The organism is Micromonospora profundi (assembly GCF_011927785.1).
GTDB classification, from domain to species: Bacteria; Actinomycetota; Actinomycetes; order Mycobacteriales; family Micromonosporaceae; genus Micromonospora; species Micromonospora profundi.
Genome location: NZ_JAATJK010000001.1, coordinates 1,582,736 through 1,597,291, shown reverse-complemented (window position 1 = coordinate 1,597,291; position 14,556 = coordinate 1,582,736). Strand labels below are relative to the sequence as shown.

Genomic DNA, 14,556 nt, shown 5'->3' with positions numbered 1-14,556 from the left:
TCTCACTGCCTCCACACACTGAAGCCACGGCTGCTGGCGATCGTGCCGATCGACTCGAACACCACGCCGACCCGCGACGGCGCGAGCTTCCAGTCGCCGTCGTCCCAGCGCAGCTCGATCCGGCTCGCCATGTACGACCCGGCGCCGTGCACGAGCAGCTGCACGGTGGCAGCCTCCGGCGTGTACGCGTCGACCGCGTAGCCGGCGTAGTTGCCCCCGCCCCGGCGGTTGTTGTTGACCACCCGGTCGAGCCGGGCGGTCAACACCTCCCGGCCCTGGCCTGGCAGAACCTGGAGGTCGGCCACGGTCCGCCAGTCGGGACCGTCCAACTTCACAGGGATGATGTGCGCCGCCAGCACCGCACCGATCGGAGTGTGCGCGAAGCAACGCAGCACACCGCCCTCGATGCGCAGCGGTCCCTGGCTGGCCGAAACCGGCACCTGGTAGCCGATGTCGACGGCCCGCCAGGACACGTCAGTGGGTGGTTTCGTCGGGGCCGACGCCACAGTGGAGGTTCCCGGGCAGGGCGTGACCGGTTGCCTCGCGGACTCCGCTGCCGCCCGATCGCTCCGGCTGGACCTGTCGTCCCCACCCAGCCCGGCGATCCAGACCATCCCGGAGAGCAGTACCGCTCCGGCGAGGAAGACCGCCGAGACGATCCACCCCCGTTCCGTCCAGAAGGGCGGTTTGCCGCCCTCGGACCACCCTCGGTCGGCGCCGGTCACTGGGCTCCACCCTGGGTGGCGCCCCCACCGCCGCCGCTGCCGAGGAAGTAGTTCGCGACCGGACCGGCGACGGCGATGAGGATGCATCCGCCGAGGACGAGGCCGAGCCGGGACATGTGCTCGGAACTCTCGCCGCGCTTCACCGAGATCGCCATCATCGTGCCGGTGATCAGCACTCCGGCCACCCCGGCGGCGGTACCGCCCCAGGCGATCAACCCGAGCAGCTTGTTGACCAGGTTGGAGAGTGCGGTGGGGGCGGCAGGCGTCGGGTTGACCACGCCACCGCCTCCGGGCGCCGGCTCCATCGGCAGCCGGGTGAGCACGTGAACGGCGACGGACTGGGCGAGGCTGGTGATCGACATCGGAACAACTCCTTGTGGAGAACTAGCGGATCAGGACGATCGGCGATCCGGGAACTCCCGGTCGACCGGCGGCGACTGGTCAGAGACCGAGGTCGCCGAAGAACGAGACGAGCGGACCGGCCGAGGCGCCGAGTACGCAGGCGAGCGCGACGACGGCCAGGCCACGGAAGTGCTCGGCGCCTTCGCCCGGCGTACCCCGGTTGAGCTGCAAGGCCATCTGGATGCCGACGATGATGAGACCTGCGATCGCGGCCGCCGTCACACACCAGGCGAGCAGGCCGAGCAGGTCGTTCGCCTCGGTGACCGGGGTGTAGCCGGGCGGCGGCACGAACGGGCTCGGATCCGCCGCGCGGATAGATTCGAAATCGAGGTTCACGACGGTCTCCCCCGCGTGTCCGAACGGAGACCGGCCGCCGCGGCCAGCCGCAGCACCGCCTTCGGCGTCGTACGCGCCTGGCGGCCCAGACGCCATTCCGGCACCCACGGCACCCTGTGCACCGGGGCGACCGAGCGCAGCACCCGGATTCGGCGGGACAGCGCCATCGGAAGCCGGCCCGGGGCGTCGGCGAGCAGCACCAGGCCCGTCAACCGCATGCCCGGTGGGTGCCGACCCTCGCGCAGCGCGTTGAGGGCCCGCGAGAGGGCCCGGATCCCCTCCGCGTTGGTCCTGCCGACGAGCATGACCGTGGCGGGTTCGGCCAACGCCGCGTCCGGCCATCGACAGCCGAGGTCGGTGCCACCGAGGAGCCGGGCCAGTGTCGTCGTGCCGGCGCCTCCGTGCGCCGCGATCCAGCCGATCCCCTCGTCGGACAGGTAGCGGCGGGGCTGCGGCTCGGGGCTGTGACCGGGTGTGCGCGCGGACACCGATCCCGGTGGCACACGCGATGCCGGCCCGGCCATCGTCGCGGGCATCATGCCATCCACCTCCTCCTCGTGAATCCCGATCTGATCTGTCGCGACCGGGGTTGAACCGATCAGCCCTCGGCCCCGTTGTGCGGCCGTCCGGCTCGTTGACGGACGCCTCTACGGGGCGCCCGACGCCCCGGTTCAAGAGGAGTTCCAGATTTTTCAAGCGATCCGAGGACGGGAGGCGACGTGAGTGGTTCCAGTGCGGGTGGGGAGAGCAGCGGCACCCGGATCGCCCTGATCAGCGCGGCAATCGGTGGCGGCATGGCGTTGATGTCCAGCCCGATCGCGCTGGCCCTCGGCGGCGCCCTGGTCGTCGTGGTCGGCGCGCTCTACATCCTGCTGCTCCCGTTGATCCTGCTCATCTGGCTCTTCGGTGGGTTCAGCGGAAGCGGCGGCGGGCCGGACATCGACGTCCAGGACGCCGCCCGACAGTCCATCGAGGCGGGACGGGGAGACGGCAAGGGCGAACTGGACACTGAGCAGGTGCCGGCGTCCCTGTCGGAGACCATCGAGGACGCCGGCAAGGAGTGCACCCAGATCGGTCCGGTGGTCATCGCCGCCCAGATCCAGGTGGGTTCCGGGTGGTACACGGCGAAGGTCGGCGAGGACGGGAAGGTGGGCATCTCCCAGCTCGACCCCGAGATCTTCGAGAAGTACGGCGAGGACACCGACGACAACGACAAGGCCCGCCCGGAGGACCCGAAAGACTCGATCATGGCGCAGGCGAAGTACATGTGCGCGCTCGCCAAGGAGGTGCAGACCCTGCTGGACGAGGGGAAGGTGATCGGCAACATTCTCGACCTGACCCTGTCCGCGTACCAGGACGGAATCGACGCGGTACGCGAGGCCGGCGGGGTCAGCCCGAGCACGAACACCCGGGCCTACGTCGCCAAGGTACGAGCGTACTTCGGCCAGTACATGGGGCTCCTCGGCGAGCCGTACAGCACGCCGCAGACCACCGGCCCCAGTCCGGAGGCGACCACCGACGAGGACGACGACTCAGGCGACGCGGACGACGACGCCGATGACGACTCCGACGGTGCGGGCGGTGGCGACAGCGCCGCCGCCGCGGGCCGGGTCCTCGAACTCGTCAACGCCCGGCGGGCAGAGGCCGGCTGCGCGCCGGTCCAGAGCGATCCGGAGCTGACAACCGCGGCGCAGCGGCACAGCCAGGACCAGGCCGAGCACCGGAGCATGTCGCACACCGGCAGCGACGGCAGCGACGTGGGCCAGCGGCTGGACCGGGCCGGCTACGCGTGGCGCACCTACGGGGAGAACGTCGCGTACAACCAGTCGACGCCGGAGGCGGTGATGACTGCCTGGATGGACAGCCCGGGCCACCGGGCGAACATCCTCAACTGCGCGTTCACCGAGATCGGGATCGGTCGGGCCGACACCGGGGACGGCCCGTACTGGACGCAGAACTTCGCCGCGCCGAGCTGACAGTGAGCACACCGACCAACCGAGAAGGAGAGGACATGCTGTCACCACAGGAGCAGCAGCGGGTCGCCGAGCCCGCGCAGCCGGCCGGGCAACCGGGTCCGCCGGACACTGACACGTCAGGCCCACCCGCGCCGAGGAAGCCGCCGTTCATCCTCTACCTGGAAGGGGACGAGTACGCCGAGGCGCTGCGCATGCTGACGATGTGGGTACGGCACCTGCTCGTGCCGGTCTACGCCCGGGAGGTCGCCTCCACAGCACCTTGGTGTTCCCGGTGGTGGCTGCACCCCGAGGCGATCGCCCAGCTGTACGGGTTGTGGTTGGCGTGGCAGGAACTCACCGGCCCGAACGCCGGGCTGAGTGGGCCGGCGAACTGGCACCGGGACCACCTCGGTCCGGTGATGAGCACGCTGCGCGACCCGTCCGGCCCGTTCGCCGGGTGTAAGCCGGGCGCCCACCGGGCCAAGGAGATCCCGCACGTCGAGCCGTACTGAGTCCCGCCGGTGGCCTCCCGGCCGAGGGGGACGGGAGGCCGCAGGACGGCGTGGGCAGTGCCCCGACAAGAGCGTGTCAACAAACACCGTGCACGGTTGTGGTCAGGCACTAGATCATGCGGCGCCGTACCCGCCACACCACCACGCCGATCAGGACCGCCGCGACGGCGACGAACAGGGCCGTCTCGATGAGCTGGAACGTCCAGAACCTGTCGGCCGGGTGGTAGACCCCGAACTGCTGGATGCCCCGCGCATGCAGGAACTGGTTGACGTTGGTGCCGGCCCGGTTGGCAGCGTCCTCCAGCTCGTAGTACTCGGTCCCGCTCAGCCTGCGCCCGGTGGCGTCCGCGTAGCCGCGTTCGATCACCCAGTCGGCGAAGCTGTGCACGGGCCGGTGCCCCGCCTGGTCCGTCGAGCCGCCGACGGGGACCGGCTCCATTGTGGTGAGCGGCGTGGCATACGCGGGACGGGCCAACAACGCCACCGACATCCGGGCGGCGAGGAACGCCCCGAACGCGACGCCGAACGCGGGCAGGCTGCGCCGCAGGATCGCCCCGGCCACGGTGGCGACGCCGAACGCGAACAGCGCGTACGCCACCGGAACAAGTCCCTCCAGGTCGAAGGCGTCGTACTGGAACCGCCCTTCCCACGCGTCGAATGGCTGACGGAACCAGGTGAGCACAGCGGTGAACATCCCGGTGAGCGTGACGGTGACGCCGGCCAGTGCCGCGAGCTTGGCCGCCAGCCAGCGCATCCGCGGCACGGCCTGCGTCCAGGCGAGCTGCCAGGTGCCGTCCTCCAGTTCGCGCGCGAGCAGCGGCGCACCGAGGAACGCACCGATGACGACGGGGACCAGATAGAAGGCCGCCAGGAGGTTCTCGACGTACCCGTACTCCTCGTCGAGACGTCGGAAGGAGGCCGCGCAGGCCTCGTTGATGCCGGCCTCTCCCGCACACCGGGCGGGACCGCCGGGGAACAGGTCGTGGGCCTGCGTCCCGAGCACGAGCAGGACAATGCCGAACATGCCGACGAGCAGACCCAGGACGCAGACCTCGGTCCGGTGCTGGCGCCAGATCAACCACGTCATACCGCCACCCCCGACTTGACCGCGACGCTCGGCTCGGACGGCCGGCGCAGGTACGCCAACACCAGGTCCTCCAGCGCGACCGGCTGGGCCTGCCACCCGGGCGCGGCCGGTAGCGCGCCGTCGCGTACCAGCACTGTTGTGTGCCGGTCGCTGTGGACGGCCTGGACGACGGTGCCGGCCCGGTCGAGGTCGGTGGCCGTGCGCGGGCCGACGAGCAGCCGATGCTCGGCGAGGAGGGTGTCGATGTCACCGGTGAGTGTGACCCGGCCCTGGTTCAGCACGACCAGGTGGTCGCAGACGCGCTCCAACTCGTGCACGACGTGGGAAGAAAACAGGACCGTCACCCCGCCTTCGGCCACCGCGCCCATGAGGACCTGCATGAACTCGTGCCGGGCCAGCGGGTCGAGGCTGGCCACCGGCTCGTCGAGGACAAGCAGGTCCGGCCGCTTCGCCAGGGCCAGCGCCAGCGCGACCTGGGCCTGCTGCCCGCCGGAGAGCGTGCCGACCCTGCTGTCGAGCGGGATGCCCAGCTTCGCCAGCCGGCGCTCGGCCAGCCCCTTGTCGAACCGCAGGTTGCAGGCCCGGCCGAAGCGGAGCATCTCGGCGACTGTGAAGCGCTTGTACAGCGGGTGGTCCTGGGCCAGGAACCCGACCCGGGACAACGTTTGCGGGGTGCTGGCGGTGACGTCGTGGCCGAGGACCTCCACCGTGCCGGTGCTCGGTGCCAGCAACCCGACGGCCAGGCGCAGCAGCGTGGTCTTGCCCGCGCCATTGGGCCCGACCAGGGCGATCACGCCGCCCGCCGGCAGGGACAGCGTGCAGTCGCGCAGCGCCCAGCCCTTCCGGTACCGCTTGCCCACACCGTCGGTGCGCAGCGCGAACTCGGTCTCTGTCACGCCACGTCCTCGTTCCTCGTCTGCTGGTGGACGGAGGTAAACAGCGCGTTGACCGCCTGCTCGTCGAGGCCTGCCGCGTAGGCGCGGCGCAGCCACGTCGCCAGGCCGCGGCGCAGCGACGTGTACGTCGATGCCGACATCGCGGCCGACTGCTGTTCGTTGACGAACGTGCCCTGGCCGGGCCGCCCGGTGACGAGGTTCTCCTGCTCCATCTGCCGGTACGCCTTGGCGACGGTGTTCGGATTGATCGCCAGGTCCTCGACCACCTCGCGGATGAGCGGGAGGCGATCACCGGGTTGGAGGAAGCCCAGCAGCACCGCCTGGCGGACCTGCTGGACGAGTTGCAGGTACGGCGGCACGCCGGAGTGGGTGTCGAGCCGGAAGACGAACACGGTTGCCCCTTACTGCTTTACTAGGACCCTAGTAAAGCAGTAATTTGCCGGTCAAGGGAGCCGCGACGTCCGCAGGTATCGGTACAGCGTGTCAACGAACAGCCTGCACGTTCGCGGTCAGGGCACTAGCCACGCGCCAGGCGCCGGCCCGGCGTGGCGATGCTCGGCTGCCGGCTGCTCGGCGAGACCGCAGGCGTTGCCCGCGTGATGTCCGGGGACGACCGGAGAGAGGCCACACTCGCGACCGACACCTCCGACCCACTCCGGGAGGAGTGCGACCGGCCGAGGTTCGGGCTGGTGAGCGCTGCCATGTCGGCGACCGTCGGCTCGGCCGGCGTCCGGTCGAGCCCTGTCTCGGCCCGCTCCGGCGTCGCCTCGACCCCGTCCGCGCGGCCCTTGAGGAGTTGGGACACAGTGGGCAGGTCGACCCGGTCGTACAGCTCGCGCAGCGCGGGGCTCTCCTTCAGCATCGAGTCGACCGCTTCGGTGAGCTGGCTGCGCAGCATCGCCTCGTCGAGTTCGGACGTGAGTTGCCCGCCGATCGGCGAATCGTGCAGAGGCAGTCCGTACGGCGTAGCGGTCGGGACCGGAGCCGGTGCCGCCTGCCACGGCCCCGGTGCCGCCTGCCATGGTCCGGGGGTCGCCTGTGGTGGACCCTGCCACGCCGGCTGGGTCGCCGTCCGGTCCACTGACGACCCGTCGATCAGCTGCCACAGCTCCCGTATGAGCCTTCCGAAGCTGCTCTCCACGCCCTGGTGGTGGGCGGGCTCCGGCTGCCACTGCGCCTGCGACGGGTCCAGGTCGTCATCCGGTGCCGGCTCCCGGTCGCGCCGCCTCCCCCCGCCGGGCGGGAGCGGGCCTCCACGGTCGAGCTTGCGCTGTTTGTCGTCGACGAAGATCCTCGCGTCGCTCCACTTGTCGGCCAGGTGGGGCGAGCGGGCGTGAGCCTCCCGCGCGATCCGGTTCAGGTCCTGTTCGACGATCTTCAGCGCCAGCCGCTCGACGTGTGGGTTGGTCGCTCGCTTCTGCTCGGGCACGGACACCTCCGGTGGGCCTCGGTCATCGCCGTCGGAGGCCCTACGGCTGCCACCGGCGTTCGGTTCAGCCCGATCCGTGGAGCCGCCCCGAACGCCGGTCAGCGGGAGATCGGGGCGGTGACGATCGCCGTGCCGTCGGCAAGCCCCACCGTGACGAACGCGAGGTCGTTCACGGGCAGCGACAGCTCGGCGCTCACCTCCTGCGGCCCGGACGACGCCGTCCAGTCACGTATCACGTGGGTGGCGCCGTCCCGGGTCACGCCGAAGAGGCGGTACCGCAGACCCTGACGCAGACCGATGGCGGTGACCTTGATGCTCGACCTGTCCTCGTCGGTGGTGATCGTGACGGCGAGACTCACACCCTGGGCGGGCGCCTCCCCGTTCGCGGTGAGCACCACGTCGCTGTTCGTGAGGCCCAGGCCGGCCACGACACCACCGCCGGCAAGGACGACGGCCAGCACCGCGGCGGCCACCCCGGCCCAGAGCTTGAGCCGGCGACGCCGTGGGTCGCCCGGCGGCCGACCCGGGCGGCTGTCGGACCCCGCCGGCGGCCCCGGTCGGCTCCCGGACGGCCGGTCCGATCCGACGGTACGTGGACCGGCGCCGCCGCGGTTGCCCCTACGGCGGGCCACGTCAGCCCCGCCGCTGGCCTGCGTCGAAACTGTCACCCCTGCCGGAGGGCCGTCCGAAGGCGGCTCAGCCGGGACGGCTGGGGCCTCGACCGGGTCGACGACGGCGCGGGCCGAGTCGGCTGCGGCATCGGCCGGGTCAGCTGCGGCGCCGACCGGGTCAGCTCCGGCGCCGACCGCTAGGCCATCGGGCGGCAGGGCCGAACCGGTGGCCGGCGGCACGACCATTGACGTAGCGGGCTCGGTCGGGAGCACGGCCTCCGGCGGCAGGGCAGCGAACGCCTCCCAGTCGGCGGCATCCAACTCGGGGAGGGCGCTGGTCACGCTCCCCATGTCCCCCGCCGCGGACAGACACTCCCAGCAGCCCGCGAGGTGCGCCTCGAACGCGACGCGCTCGGGCTCGTCCAGGGCACCGAGCAGATAGCGGGCAAGCGTGGCGTGCTCGGCGGTCGGGTTCTCCTCGCCGGTTCGCATCACGCCCCCCATCTCGGACCCAGAGCACCGCGAACGGCGGAATGCCACACGCGACAACCTCCGTGCCGGAGGTCTGGCGAGGACACGGGGCGACGAGGCATCAGGAGAGATGACATCAGGACGACTCGATCGGACCAATTGCCGCGTGCAGCGCGCGCACCGCATAGTACGTCCTGGACTTTACCGTACCCTCCGGAATTCCTAGTCTCTCCGCGGCTTCGGCGACCGAAGCGCCCTTGTAGTACATCTCGATCAGCACCGCGCGATGCTCCGGGGAGATCCGCTGTATCGCCAGCCGGACGGTGTGTGCGGACGCCACCCGGTCCATGTCGTCGGTCGCGACGGAGAGCCGGTTCAGGTCGGGGATGGCGACCTCGGGCGGACGGGCCTGCCGGGCACGCATCGCGTCGATCGCCACGTGTCGGGCGACGGTGTAGAGCCACGGGGCGATCCGCCGCGGATCGGCGGCCAGCGTCTCCAAATTGCGCCAGGTGCGCAGAAATGTCTCCTGCACCAGATCCTCGGCCAGCTCGTGCTGGCCGAGGACGAGCCGGGTGAGAAACCGCAGCAAGGGCGCCCGGTACTGCTCGTGGATCCACCGCATCAGGGCATCCGGAGAGGTCTGCCCGCTCACGGTGTCGCTGACGACCTCAGATCCCAGCGCTTCGTTGGGCACCGCCGACACAGAACGCCTCCCCCTCACGTACGGGGTGTGCCCGTACGGTCGCGCCGACGTGTCAACGTCGATCACAGCCTGAGGGGAAGGATAGCCGGATGCCGGAGACGCCCACTGTGGACGCCGTCCGACGGGCTCACGCGGTCGTGGATCGACACTGCCGATTGCGGGCCGCCGCCCGCCGCCGGTGCGCTCGTCTGTCCGGTCGGCGTCGATGAGGGCGGTGGCGCTCACGTGCCGAACCGCAGCCAGCGGACGTTCGCGTACTCCTGCGGTTGTCCACTGACGAACGCCAGGTAGACGTCGTGTGTGCCGGTGACCGGGGCGAGGGTGCCGGGCACCGTCGTCCAGCTCTGCCAGCCGCCGGTGTCTGCCACCGCGATCGAGCCCACCGGCGGACCGTCCGGGGCGTCGAGGCGTACCTCGATCAGGCCGGAGACGCCGTGCGGCGCCCCGGAGGCGACCCGCACCTGGAACTGCGTGACCGGCTTACCGCCGAACTCGACCCCTCGGTAGCCGGCCCAGTCACCGTTGGCGAGGAAGCCGATGTGCTCGCCACCCTCGCTGGACGCCTCGGTCTGGACCCCGTGCTGCCGATCGAAGCTCGCGGCGGCGATTTCCTTGCCCACCTCCCTGGCGCCCTGCGTGGCGCCCGCGGCCGCCACCACCGGCGGTACGACGATCGTCTCGTTGACCTGCGGCTGCGGCTGCGGCACGTTCACCTGTCCTCCGCCGAACGGAGTGAGCGTGATGGTCATCTCCTGGGGCGAGGTGTCCTGGATGTAGGAAGCGTCATCGATCACGTCATCGAACGGAAACCCGTACGCCTTACCGTCGGCGGCGTTCCGGTGCAGGATCCGCGAGTAGTGGTTGGTGATCGGATGCTGGTAGAAGGCGCTGCGGTTGGTGGTGGGATGGTCGCTCTGGCCCAGGCTGGAGCGGTTGAAGCCGGCACCGAGGACTCGCGCCACCTGGTTGGATGCCTCGTCACCCGTCATCCCGAGAGCACCGGCACAGTAGAAGACATCAAGCGTCGAGGGCCTGTCGAACGCTCGGATGCCGCCGTCGAATGCAAATCGCCCGTCGACCACGCGGCCTCGGCGGGTGCCCGACGGCGTGTGCACCCGCAGCTCGGTACGGCTGTAGCGGTCCCACACCTCGTTGACGTAGCTGTCGTAGTAGCGCGGGTCGAACCGGCCTGTCTCGATGCCCTTGCCCGGCCCGATGATCCGCAGCCCGTCGCCGATGACGAGGCGCTCGTAGCCGGGCTGGCGGGACAACTCCGCGAAGATCGCCTCGCGTCCACCGTCGACGAGTTTGCCGGTGACCTGCTCGTCGTTGCCGCGCAGCCGGATCGCCATCGGGATGCTGAACATGTCCACTGTCGTGGTGTTGCAGGCCAGCACGGAGGAGTTGTAGGTGAACTCGCAGCAGTCGTGCAGCACTCCGAACGCCGGGTCGCCCTCCGCCCAGCCCACCGGGTACTGCAACCCCGGCTGGCCGTCACCGCCGCCGGTCACAGTGAACGGCAGTCGTCCGTCGATCGCGAAGTAGATCCGTCCGGACATCCTGGGCAGCACGAACCGGGTCGTGCCGGAGGCGTCAAGCCGTACCCCGATGTCGGCGAAGCCGTCCGGGCCGTTGTGCGCAGGGTTGGCGGGGGTGAACCGGCCGCTCTCGCGGACGTACCCCAGCCGGCCTGTCGCCTGGTCGGTGCCGACGACGTACATGGTGATCGCGGCGCTGTCGAAACGGCCGGTGCTGTTCACAATTGTCAACGGCAGCCCGTCCGCGGCGTGTGCCCGGGAGATCAGCGGTGCGGCCGCCAGGGGTGCCCCGACCACGGCAGCCCCGGCAAGTCCGATCCGGAGCATCCTGCGCCGAGTCAGCATTCATCAACTCCGATCAAAGGTTCTGACGGTCAGCCGTCGGCGGTGTTGCGGTGTGACACACAACGCGGGCCGGCGGTTGCTGCGTTGACGGCTCGGCATGCCCCTCGGTTCAATACCCCAGCAGAAAAAAGATTTTCGTTAGATCCGCACACGAGCCGGTGAACCGAGGGCATCGCCCGCCCGTCGAGACAGCGATGCCAACACCGGAAGGGATACCCCGTGGAATCCGATCAGCCCTCCCCCCTGCGCCGACTGGGCCCGATCTCGCGACGCGCGGCCGCCGGTGTGGTCGCCGGCCTGGCGGTGCTGTCCGCGGTCGTCGCCACCGTCAGCTGGGGAGTCGCCTCGGCTCAGGACGACGACTTCGTCGGCCGTGCCGTGACCGACGAGCAGCTGACCACGATCCGATCCGCCGCCCGGTCCTGCCCGGCCCTGACACCGGCCCGGCTCGCCGGCCAGCTCATGGCCGAGTCAGGGCTCGACGGTCGCGCCCGGAAGACCGCCTCCGGCGGCCGGGGCATCGCCGGCCTGGACGACGCCGCATGGGAAGCCTGGGTGCCGTGGCCAGGTGCGCGACGCTCGGACAGCGCGGCGAACATCCTCGCCCTGGCTCACAAGATGTGCGATCTGAGCGGCCAGGTCCGGGTGACCAAGATCGACGGCGACCCGTGGCGGCTCTCGCTGGCGGCGTTCAACGCCGGCATCGACGAGGTACGCAAGGCCAAGGGGGTCCCGTCCAGCGCCGTCGACTATGTCGACCACGCCAGCGGGTACGCCGCCTTCTACGCGGACCTTGTGCCGTTCGGTGGGGCCGGCGAGCCCCGACCGAACAACAAGCCGCAGCAGCCCAGGGCGGTCCCGGAGGAGTACGTCCCGCTCGTCGTCCGCGCCGGGGCGGCCTGTCCCGAGGTCCCGCCCGCGGCGGTCGCCGGCCAGGTGATGGCGCTGTCCGGCTTCGACCCGAACATGCTCGGCGACGAGGGGCAGCGCGGGATCGCGCAGTTCCTGCCCGAGGTGTGGCAGGAACACGGCCCGGCCCGAGGGTCGGTCTGGGACCCGCAGGTGGCCGTACCTGCTGTCGGCACCGTGATGTGCGCGCTGCGCAACGAGCTGAGCGGCATCGAAGGTGACCCCTACCTGCTGGCGCTTGCCGCGTTCCGCAACGGGCCCACCACAGTGCGGCAGACCGGCGGGGAGTTCGACGGCCCGACCCAGGTGTTCCTGCGCACCGTCCGGGAGAACACCGAGTTCTACGCCCTCGACTCCCGACTGAAGCCGACGGCACCCACCAAGCCGGTCGTGCCGCCGAAGCCCAGCGGTTCACCGTCCCTGTCACCCTCCCCCACCGCCACCGCTGCCAACCCCCGGCCCCCGGTGCCGCCCGCGCAGCCGGAGCGGCCCGACGAGCCCACCAAGGCACCGGCACCGCCGGTCCGACCCGCCGGTGCCAAGCAGATCGTCGGCAAGGAGACCGGACTCTGCCTCAGCGGCGGCGAGGGCGACGGCGTTCGGGCCACTGTGCGCAAGTGCCAGGAGGTACGGAACCAGTGGTGGTCCTTCTCGTCCGACGGCACCATCCGGGCGAACGGCCTCTGCCTGGACGTCGCCTGGGGCGAGAAGCGCGACGGCGCTCCCGTGCAGTCGGCCCACTGCACGGCCGTGCCCGCCCAGAAGTGGGAGTGGATCGAGAACAATGGACGCCGCTCACTCTTCAACCGGGCGACCGACAAGTGCCTGGACGTCGACGGCCACGCGCCGGGCGCACCCATGATGATCTGGATCTGCGTGTTCAACCCGAAGCAGACGTTCAGCCAGAGGTAGCCCCGCCCCAGCAGGGGTTGTTCGTAACAGCCGGTGCCCGGCGGTCCGTCCCGAAAGGGCGGCCGCCGGGCACCGGCGTCTGCGGCGAGACGATCAGCCGGCGAAGCGTCGTCGGCGCATCCGAAGGCCGAAGACCACACCAACTCCGCACACCAGCGCCAGGCCCAGCAGGACGATGATCGCCGCGCCTGAGCCTCGCCCCTCCTGCCCGGTGGACACCGGGCCCTTGTTGTCCAGAGCTCCCGCCACCGACGTCGCCAGGTTGATCATCCCGGCGCCGAACGCGGGGTGCGGGTCCTGTCCACCGAGCGGGTCGGCGGTGCCGAGAATCCGCTCCTTGACCTGGGCCGCCGTGAGGTCGGGCTCGGCCGCCCGGATCAGTGCCGCCTGCCCCGCCACGAAGGCGACAGCGAGTCCGGTACCGGTCCGGCCGGTCACCCTGCCACCGGTGCCGAGGCTCGCCACGTCGACACCAGGTGCGACGACCTCGACGGTCCCCTCCAGATATTCGTCGGCGAACTGGTCGGCCGGTCCCACCCCGCCGGTGAGCAGCAGCGCGCCACCGGCGGCCCCAGTGCCCGGGGACGGCAGCGGCGCCGGTTTGGTAGGTGCGCCCGCCACCACGAGCACGTCGTGGTTGAGGGCCGTGGTCAGCGAGGCCGCCACTGCGGGAGCGGCCAGGTCCACGTGGGAGCCGAGCGCGACGACTGACGCACCGGCGCTCACCGCCACCTCGATGGCGGTCGCCGCGTCGGCCGCCCGGGCAGCCCCGGAACCCACCATCCGGACCGGCAGGATCGTGGCGTCCGGGGCGATCCCGACCGGGCTGCCGTCGACACTGCTGTCAGCGGCGATGATGCCCGCCATCGCGGTGCCGGAACCGACGCAGTCGGTGTCGCCGCGACCGTTGCCGACGGTCACGTCCGCCCCGACGGCGACCCGGCCGCTCAACTGCTGGAGGCTCGCGTCGACGCCGGTGTCGACCACCGCGATCTTCACCCCGTTGCCCCGGGTAAGGGTCCACGCGCTGTCGGCGGCCATCCGCAGCTGCGCCCAGTCCGAGCGGCTGCTGGACCCGGCGGCGGCGGTGCACTTCTGGGTGCCGCCAGTGGCTCCGGGTCCGGGGCTGCCCCTGGTCGGGCTCGCCGCGGGCGACGGGCTGCCGCTGGGCTTCGGAGTGCCACCGGGCTTCGTGGTGCCTCCGGGACGTGCCGTCCGTGTCGGCGCCGGTGCGGGCGGAAGCTGGCCGTACTTGACCCCCTCACCGGCGGCGTCCCAGGGCAGCACCAGATACCAGCCGGCGGTCAGGACTCCCGGGTCGGTCAGCCGGAGACCGTCCGGCTGCACCCGTCCGGTGTTGAGGTGATAAATCTCATCGGATCGTTCGCCGCTGCCGAGCAGCCGCCACGCGATGTCGGTCAGATTCTCCGGCTGGCCCTGAAACTGGGCCGCGACCACGTAGTACTTCACGTACGGCCGGTTGTCGGGTGTGGGGTTCGCCGCCGACAGCCGGGGTACGGCCAACAGCACGCAACCGGTCATCACCACCACGAGCAGGCGGGCAAGGATGGGGTGCTTCGCCAGCACTGGGTGTCCTCCTTCAGTCACCACGGCCATGAACGTCGCCGCGTTCCACCGTCTATTGCGGATTCGCGCCGCGTTAGTTCAAATCAATTTGAACCAGGCCCCGACGAACCTCGTCATGAGGTCGGCCGAGCGTAC

At 70.8% G+C, this 14,556-nt stretch carries 15 protein-coding genes; 3 read left to right on the top strand and 12 right to left on the bottom strand.

Annotated elements, in window-relative coordinates:
* Positions 1 to 2: 2 nt before the first annotated feature.
* From F4558_RS06940 to F4558_RS06925, 4 genes are all read right to left on the bottom strand, one after another.
* Positions 3 to 725 carry a DUF8175 domain-containg protein gene (locus F4558_RS06940; RefSeq protein WP_167943553.1) on the bottom strand — a complete coding sequence of 241 codons (723 nt, stop codon included), beginning with the start codon at positions 723 to 725 and terminating at the stop codon, positions 3 to 5.
* Positions 722 to 1,087: a hypothetical protein gene (locus tag F4558_RS31460; protein WP_231640073.1), complete on the bottom strand. Its 366-nt coding sequence runs from the start codon at positions 1,085 to 1,087 to the stop codon at positions 722 to 724. The genes F4558_RS06940 and F4558_RS31460 overlap by 4 nt, the downstream gene beginning before the upstream one ends.
* 79 nt (positions 1,088 to 1,166) lie before the next feature.
* Positions 1,167 to 1,463, bottom strand: a complete 297-nt coding sequence (locus tag F4558_RS06930; protein WP_197281554.1) for a hypothetical protein — start codon at positions 1,461 to 1,463, stop codon at positions 1,167 to 1,169.
* Complete coding sequence (locus F4558_RS06925; protein ID WP_082377506.1) at positions 1,460 to 1,951, bottom strand: hypothetical protein; 492 nt, start codon at positions 1,949 to 1,951, stop codon at positions 1,460 to 1,462. Before F4558_RS06925 ends, F4558_RS06930 begins: the two co-directional genes overlap by 4 nt.
* A 231-nt stretch (positions 1,952 to 2,182) precedes the next feature.
* On the opposite strand from F4558_RS06925, the gene F4558_RS06920 reads away from it, so the two are divergent.
* Entirely contained in the window at positions 2,183 to 3,439 is a 1,257-nt protein-coding gene (locus F4558_RS06920) for a CAP domain-containing protein (RefSeq protein ID WP_167943552.1), read from the top strand.
* Between the two features lie 35 nt (positions 3,440 to 3,474).
* Positions 3,475 to 3,930 (top strand): DUF4913 domain-containing protein, encoded by a 456-nt coding sequence (locus tag F4558_RS06915; RefSeq protein ID WP_167943551.1) that lies wholly within the window; start codon positions 3,475 to 3,477, stop codon positions 3,928 to 3,930.
* A gap of 109 nt (positions 3,931 to 4,039) precedes the next feature.
* On the opposite strand, the gene F4558_RS06910 is transcribed toward F4558_RS06915, so the two are convergent.
* The 7 genes from F4558_RS06910 to F4558_RS06880 form a co-directional block, all read right to left on the bottom strand.
* Positions 4,040 to 5,017: an ABC-2 membrane transporter-related protein gene (locus F4558_RS06910; protein ID WP_167943550.1), complete on the bottom strand. Its 978-nt coding sequence runs from the start codon at positions 5,015 to 5,017 to the stop codon at positions 4,040 to 4,042.
* Positions 5,014 to 5,913 carry an ABC transporter ATP-binding protein gene (locus F4558_RS06905; protein ID WP_167943549.1) on the bottom strand — a complete coding sequence of 300 codons (900 nt, stop codon included), beginning with the start codon at positions 5,911 to 5,913 and terminating at the stop codon, positions 5,014 to 5,016. The genes F4558_RS06910 and F4558_RS06905 overlap by 4 nt, the downstream gene beginning before the upstream one ends.
* The gene (locus F4558_RS06900) at positions 5,910 to 6,305 is read right to left on the bottom strand and encodes a GntR family transcriptional regulator (protein WP_053656509.1); all 396 of its coding nucleotides are present in this window, start codon (positions 6,303 to 6,305) and stop codon (positions 5,910 to 5,912) included. The genes F4558_RS06905 and F4558_RS06900 overlap by 4 nt, the downstream gene beginning before the upstream one ends.
* Positions 6,306 to 6,430: 125 nt before the next feature.
* Entirely contained in the window at positions 6,431 to 7,342 is a 912-nt protein-coding gene (locus F4558_RS06895) for a hypothetical protein (protein WP_167943548.1), read from the bottom strand.
* 98 nt (positions 7,343 to 7,440) lie between these two features.
* Positions 7,441 to 8,445 (bottom strand): anti-sigma factor family protein, encoded by a 1,005-nt coding sequence (locus F4558_RS06890; RefSeq protein WP_167943547.1) that lies wholly within the window; start codon positions 8,443 to 8,445, stop codon positions 7,441 to 7,443.
* A 115-nt stretch (positions 8,446 to 8,560) separates the two neighbouring features.
* On the bottom strand, positions 8,561 to 9,121 hold the full coding sequence (locus F4558_RS06885; RefSeq protein WP_231640072.1) for a sigma-70 family RNA polymerase sigma factor: 561 nt from the start codon (positions 9,119 to 9,121) through the stop codon (positions 8,561 to 8,563).
* A 230-nt stretch (positions 9,122 to 9,351) separates the two neighbouring features.
* Positions 9,352 to 10,995, bottom strand: a complete 1,644-nt coding sequence (locus tag F4558_RS06880) for a beta-1,3-glucanase family protein (protein ID WP_209273207.1) — start codon at positions 10,993 to 10,995, stop codon at positions 9,352 to 9,354.
* Positions 10,996 to 11,232: 237 nt separating this feature from the next.
* Between F4558_RS06880 and F4558_RS06875 the strand changes: the two genes are divergently transcribed.
* Positions 11,233 to 12,834: a ricin-type beta-trefoil lectin domain protein gene (locus F4558_RS06875; RefSeq protein ID WP_167943544.1), complete on the top strand. Its 1,602-nt coding sequence runs from the start codon at positions 11,233 to 11,235 to the stop codon at positions 12,832 to 12,834.
* Positions 12,835 to 12,927: 93 nt separating this feature from the next.
* On the opposite strand, the gene F4558_RS06870 is transcribed toward F4558_RS06875, so the two are convergent.
* On the bottom strand, positions 12,928 to 14,421 hold the full coding sequence (locus F4558_RS06870) for a S8 family serine peptidase (protein WP_167943543.1): 1,494 nt from the start codon (positions 14,419 to 14,421) through the stop codon (positions 12,928 to 12,930).
* Between the last annotated feature and the right edge of the window lie 135 nt (positions 14,422 to 14,556).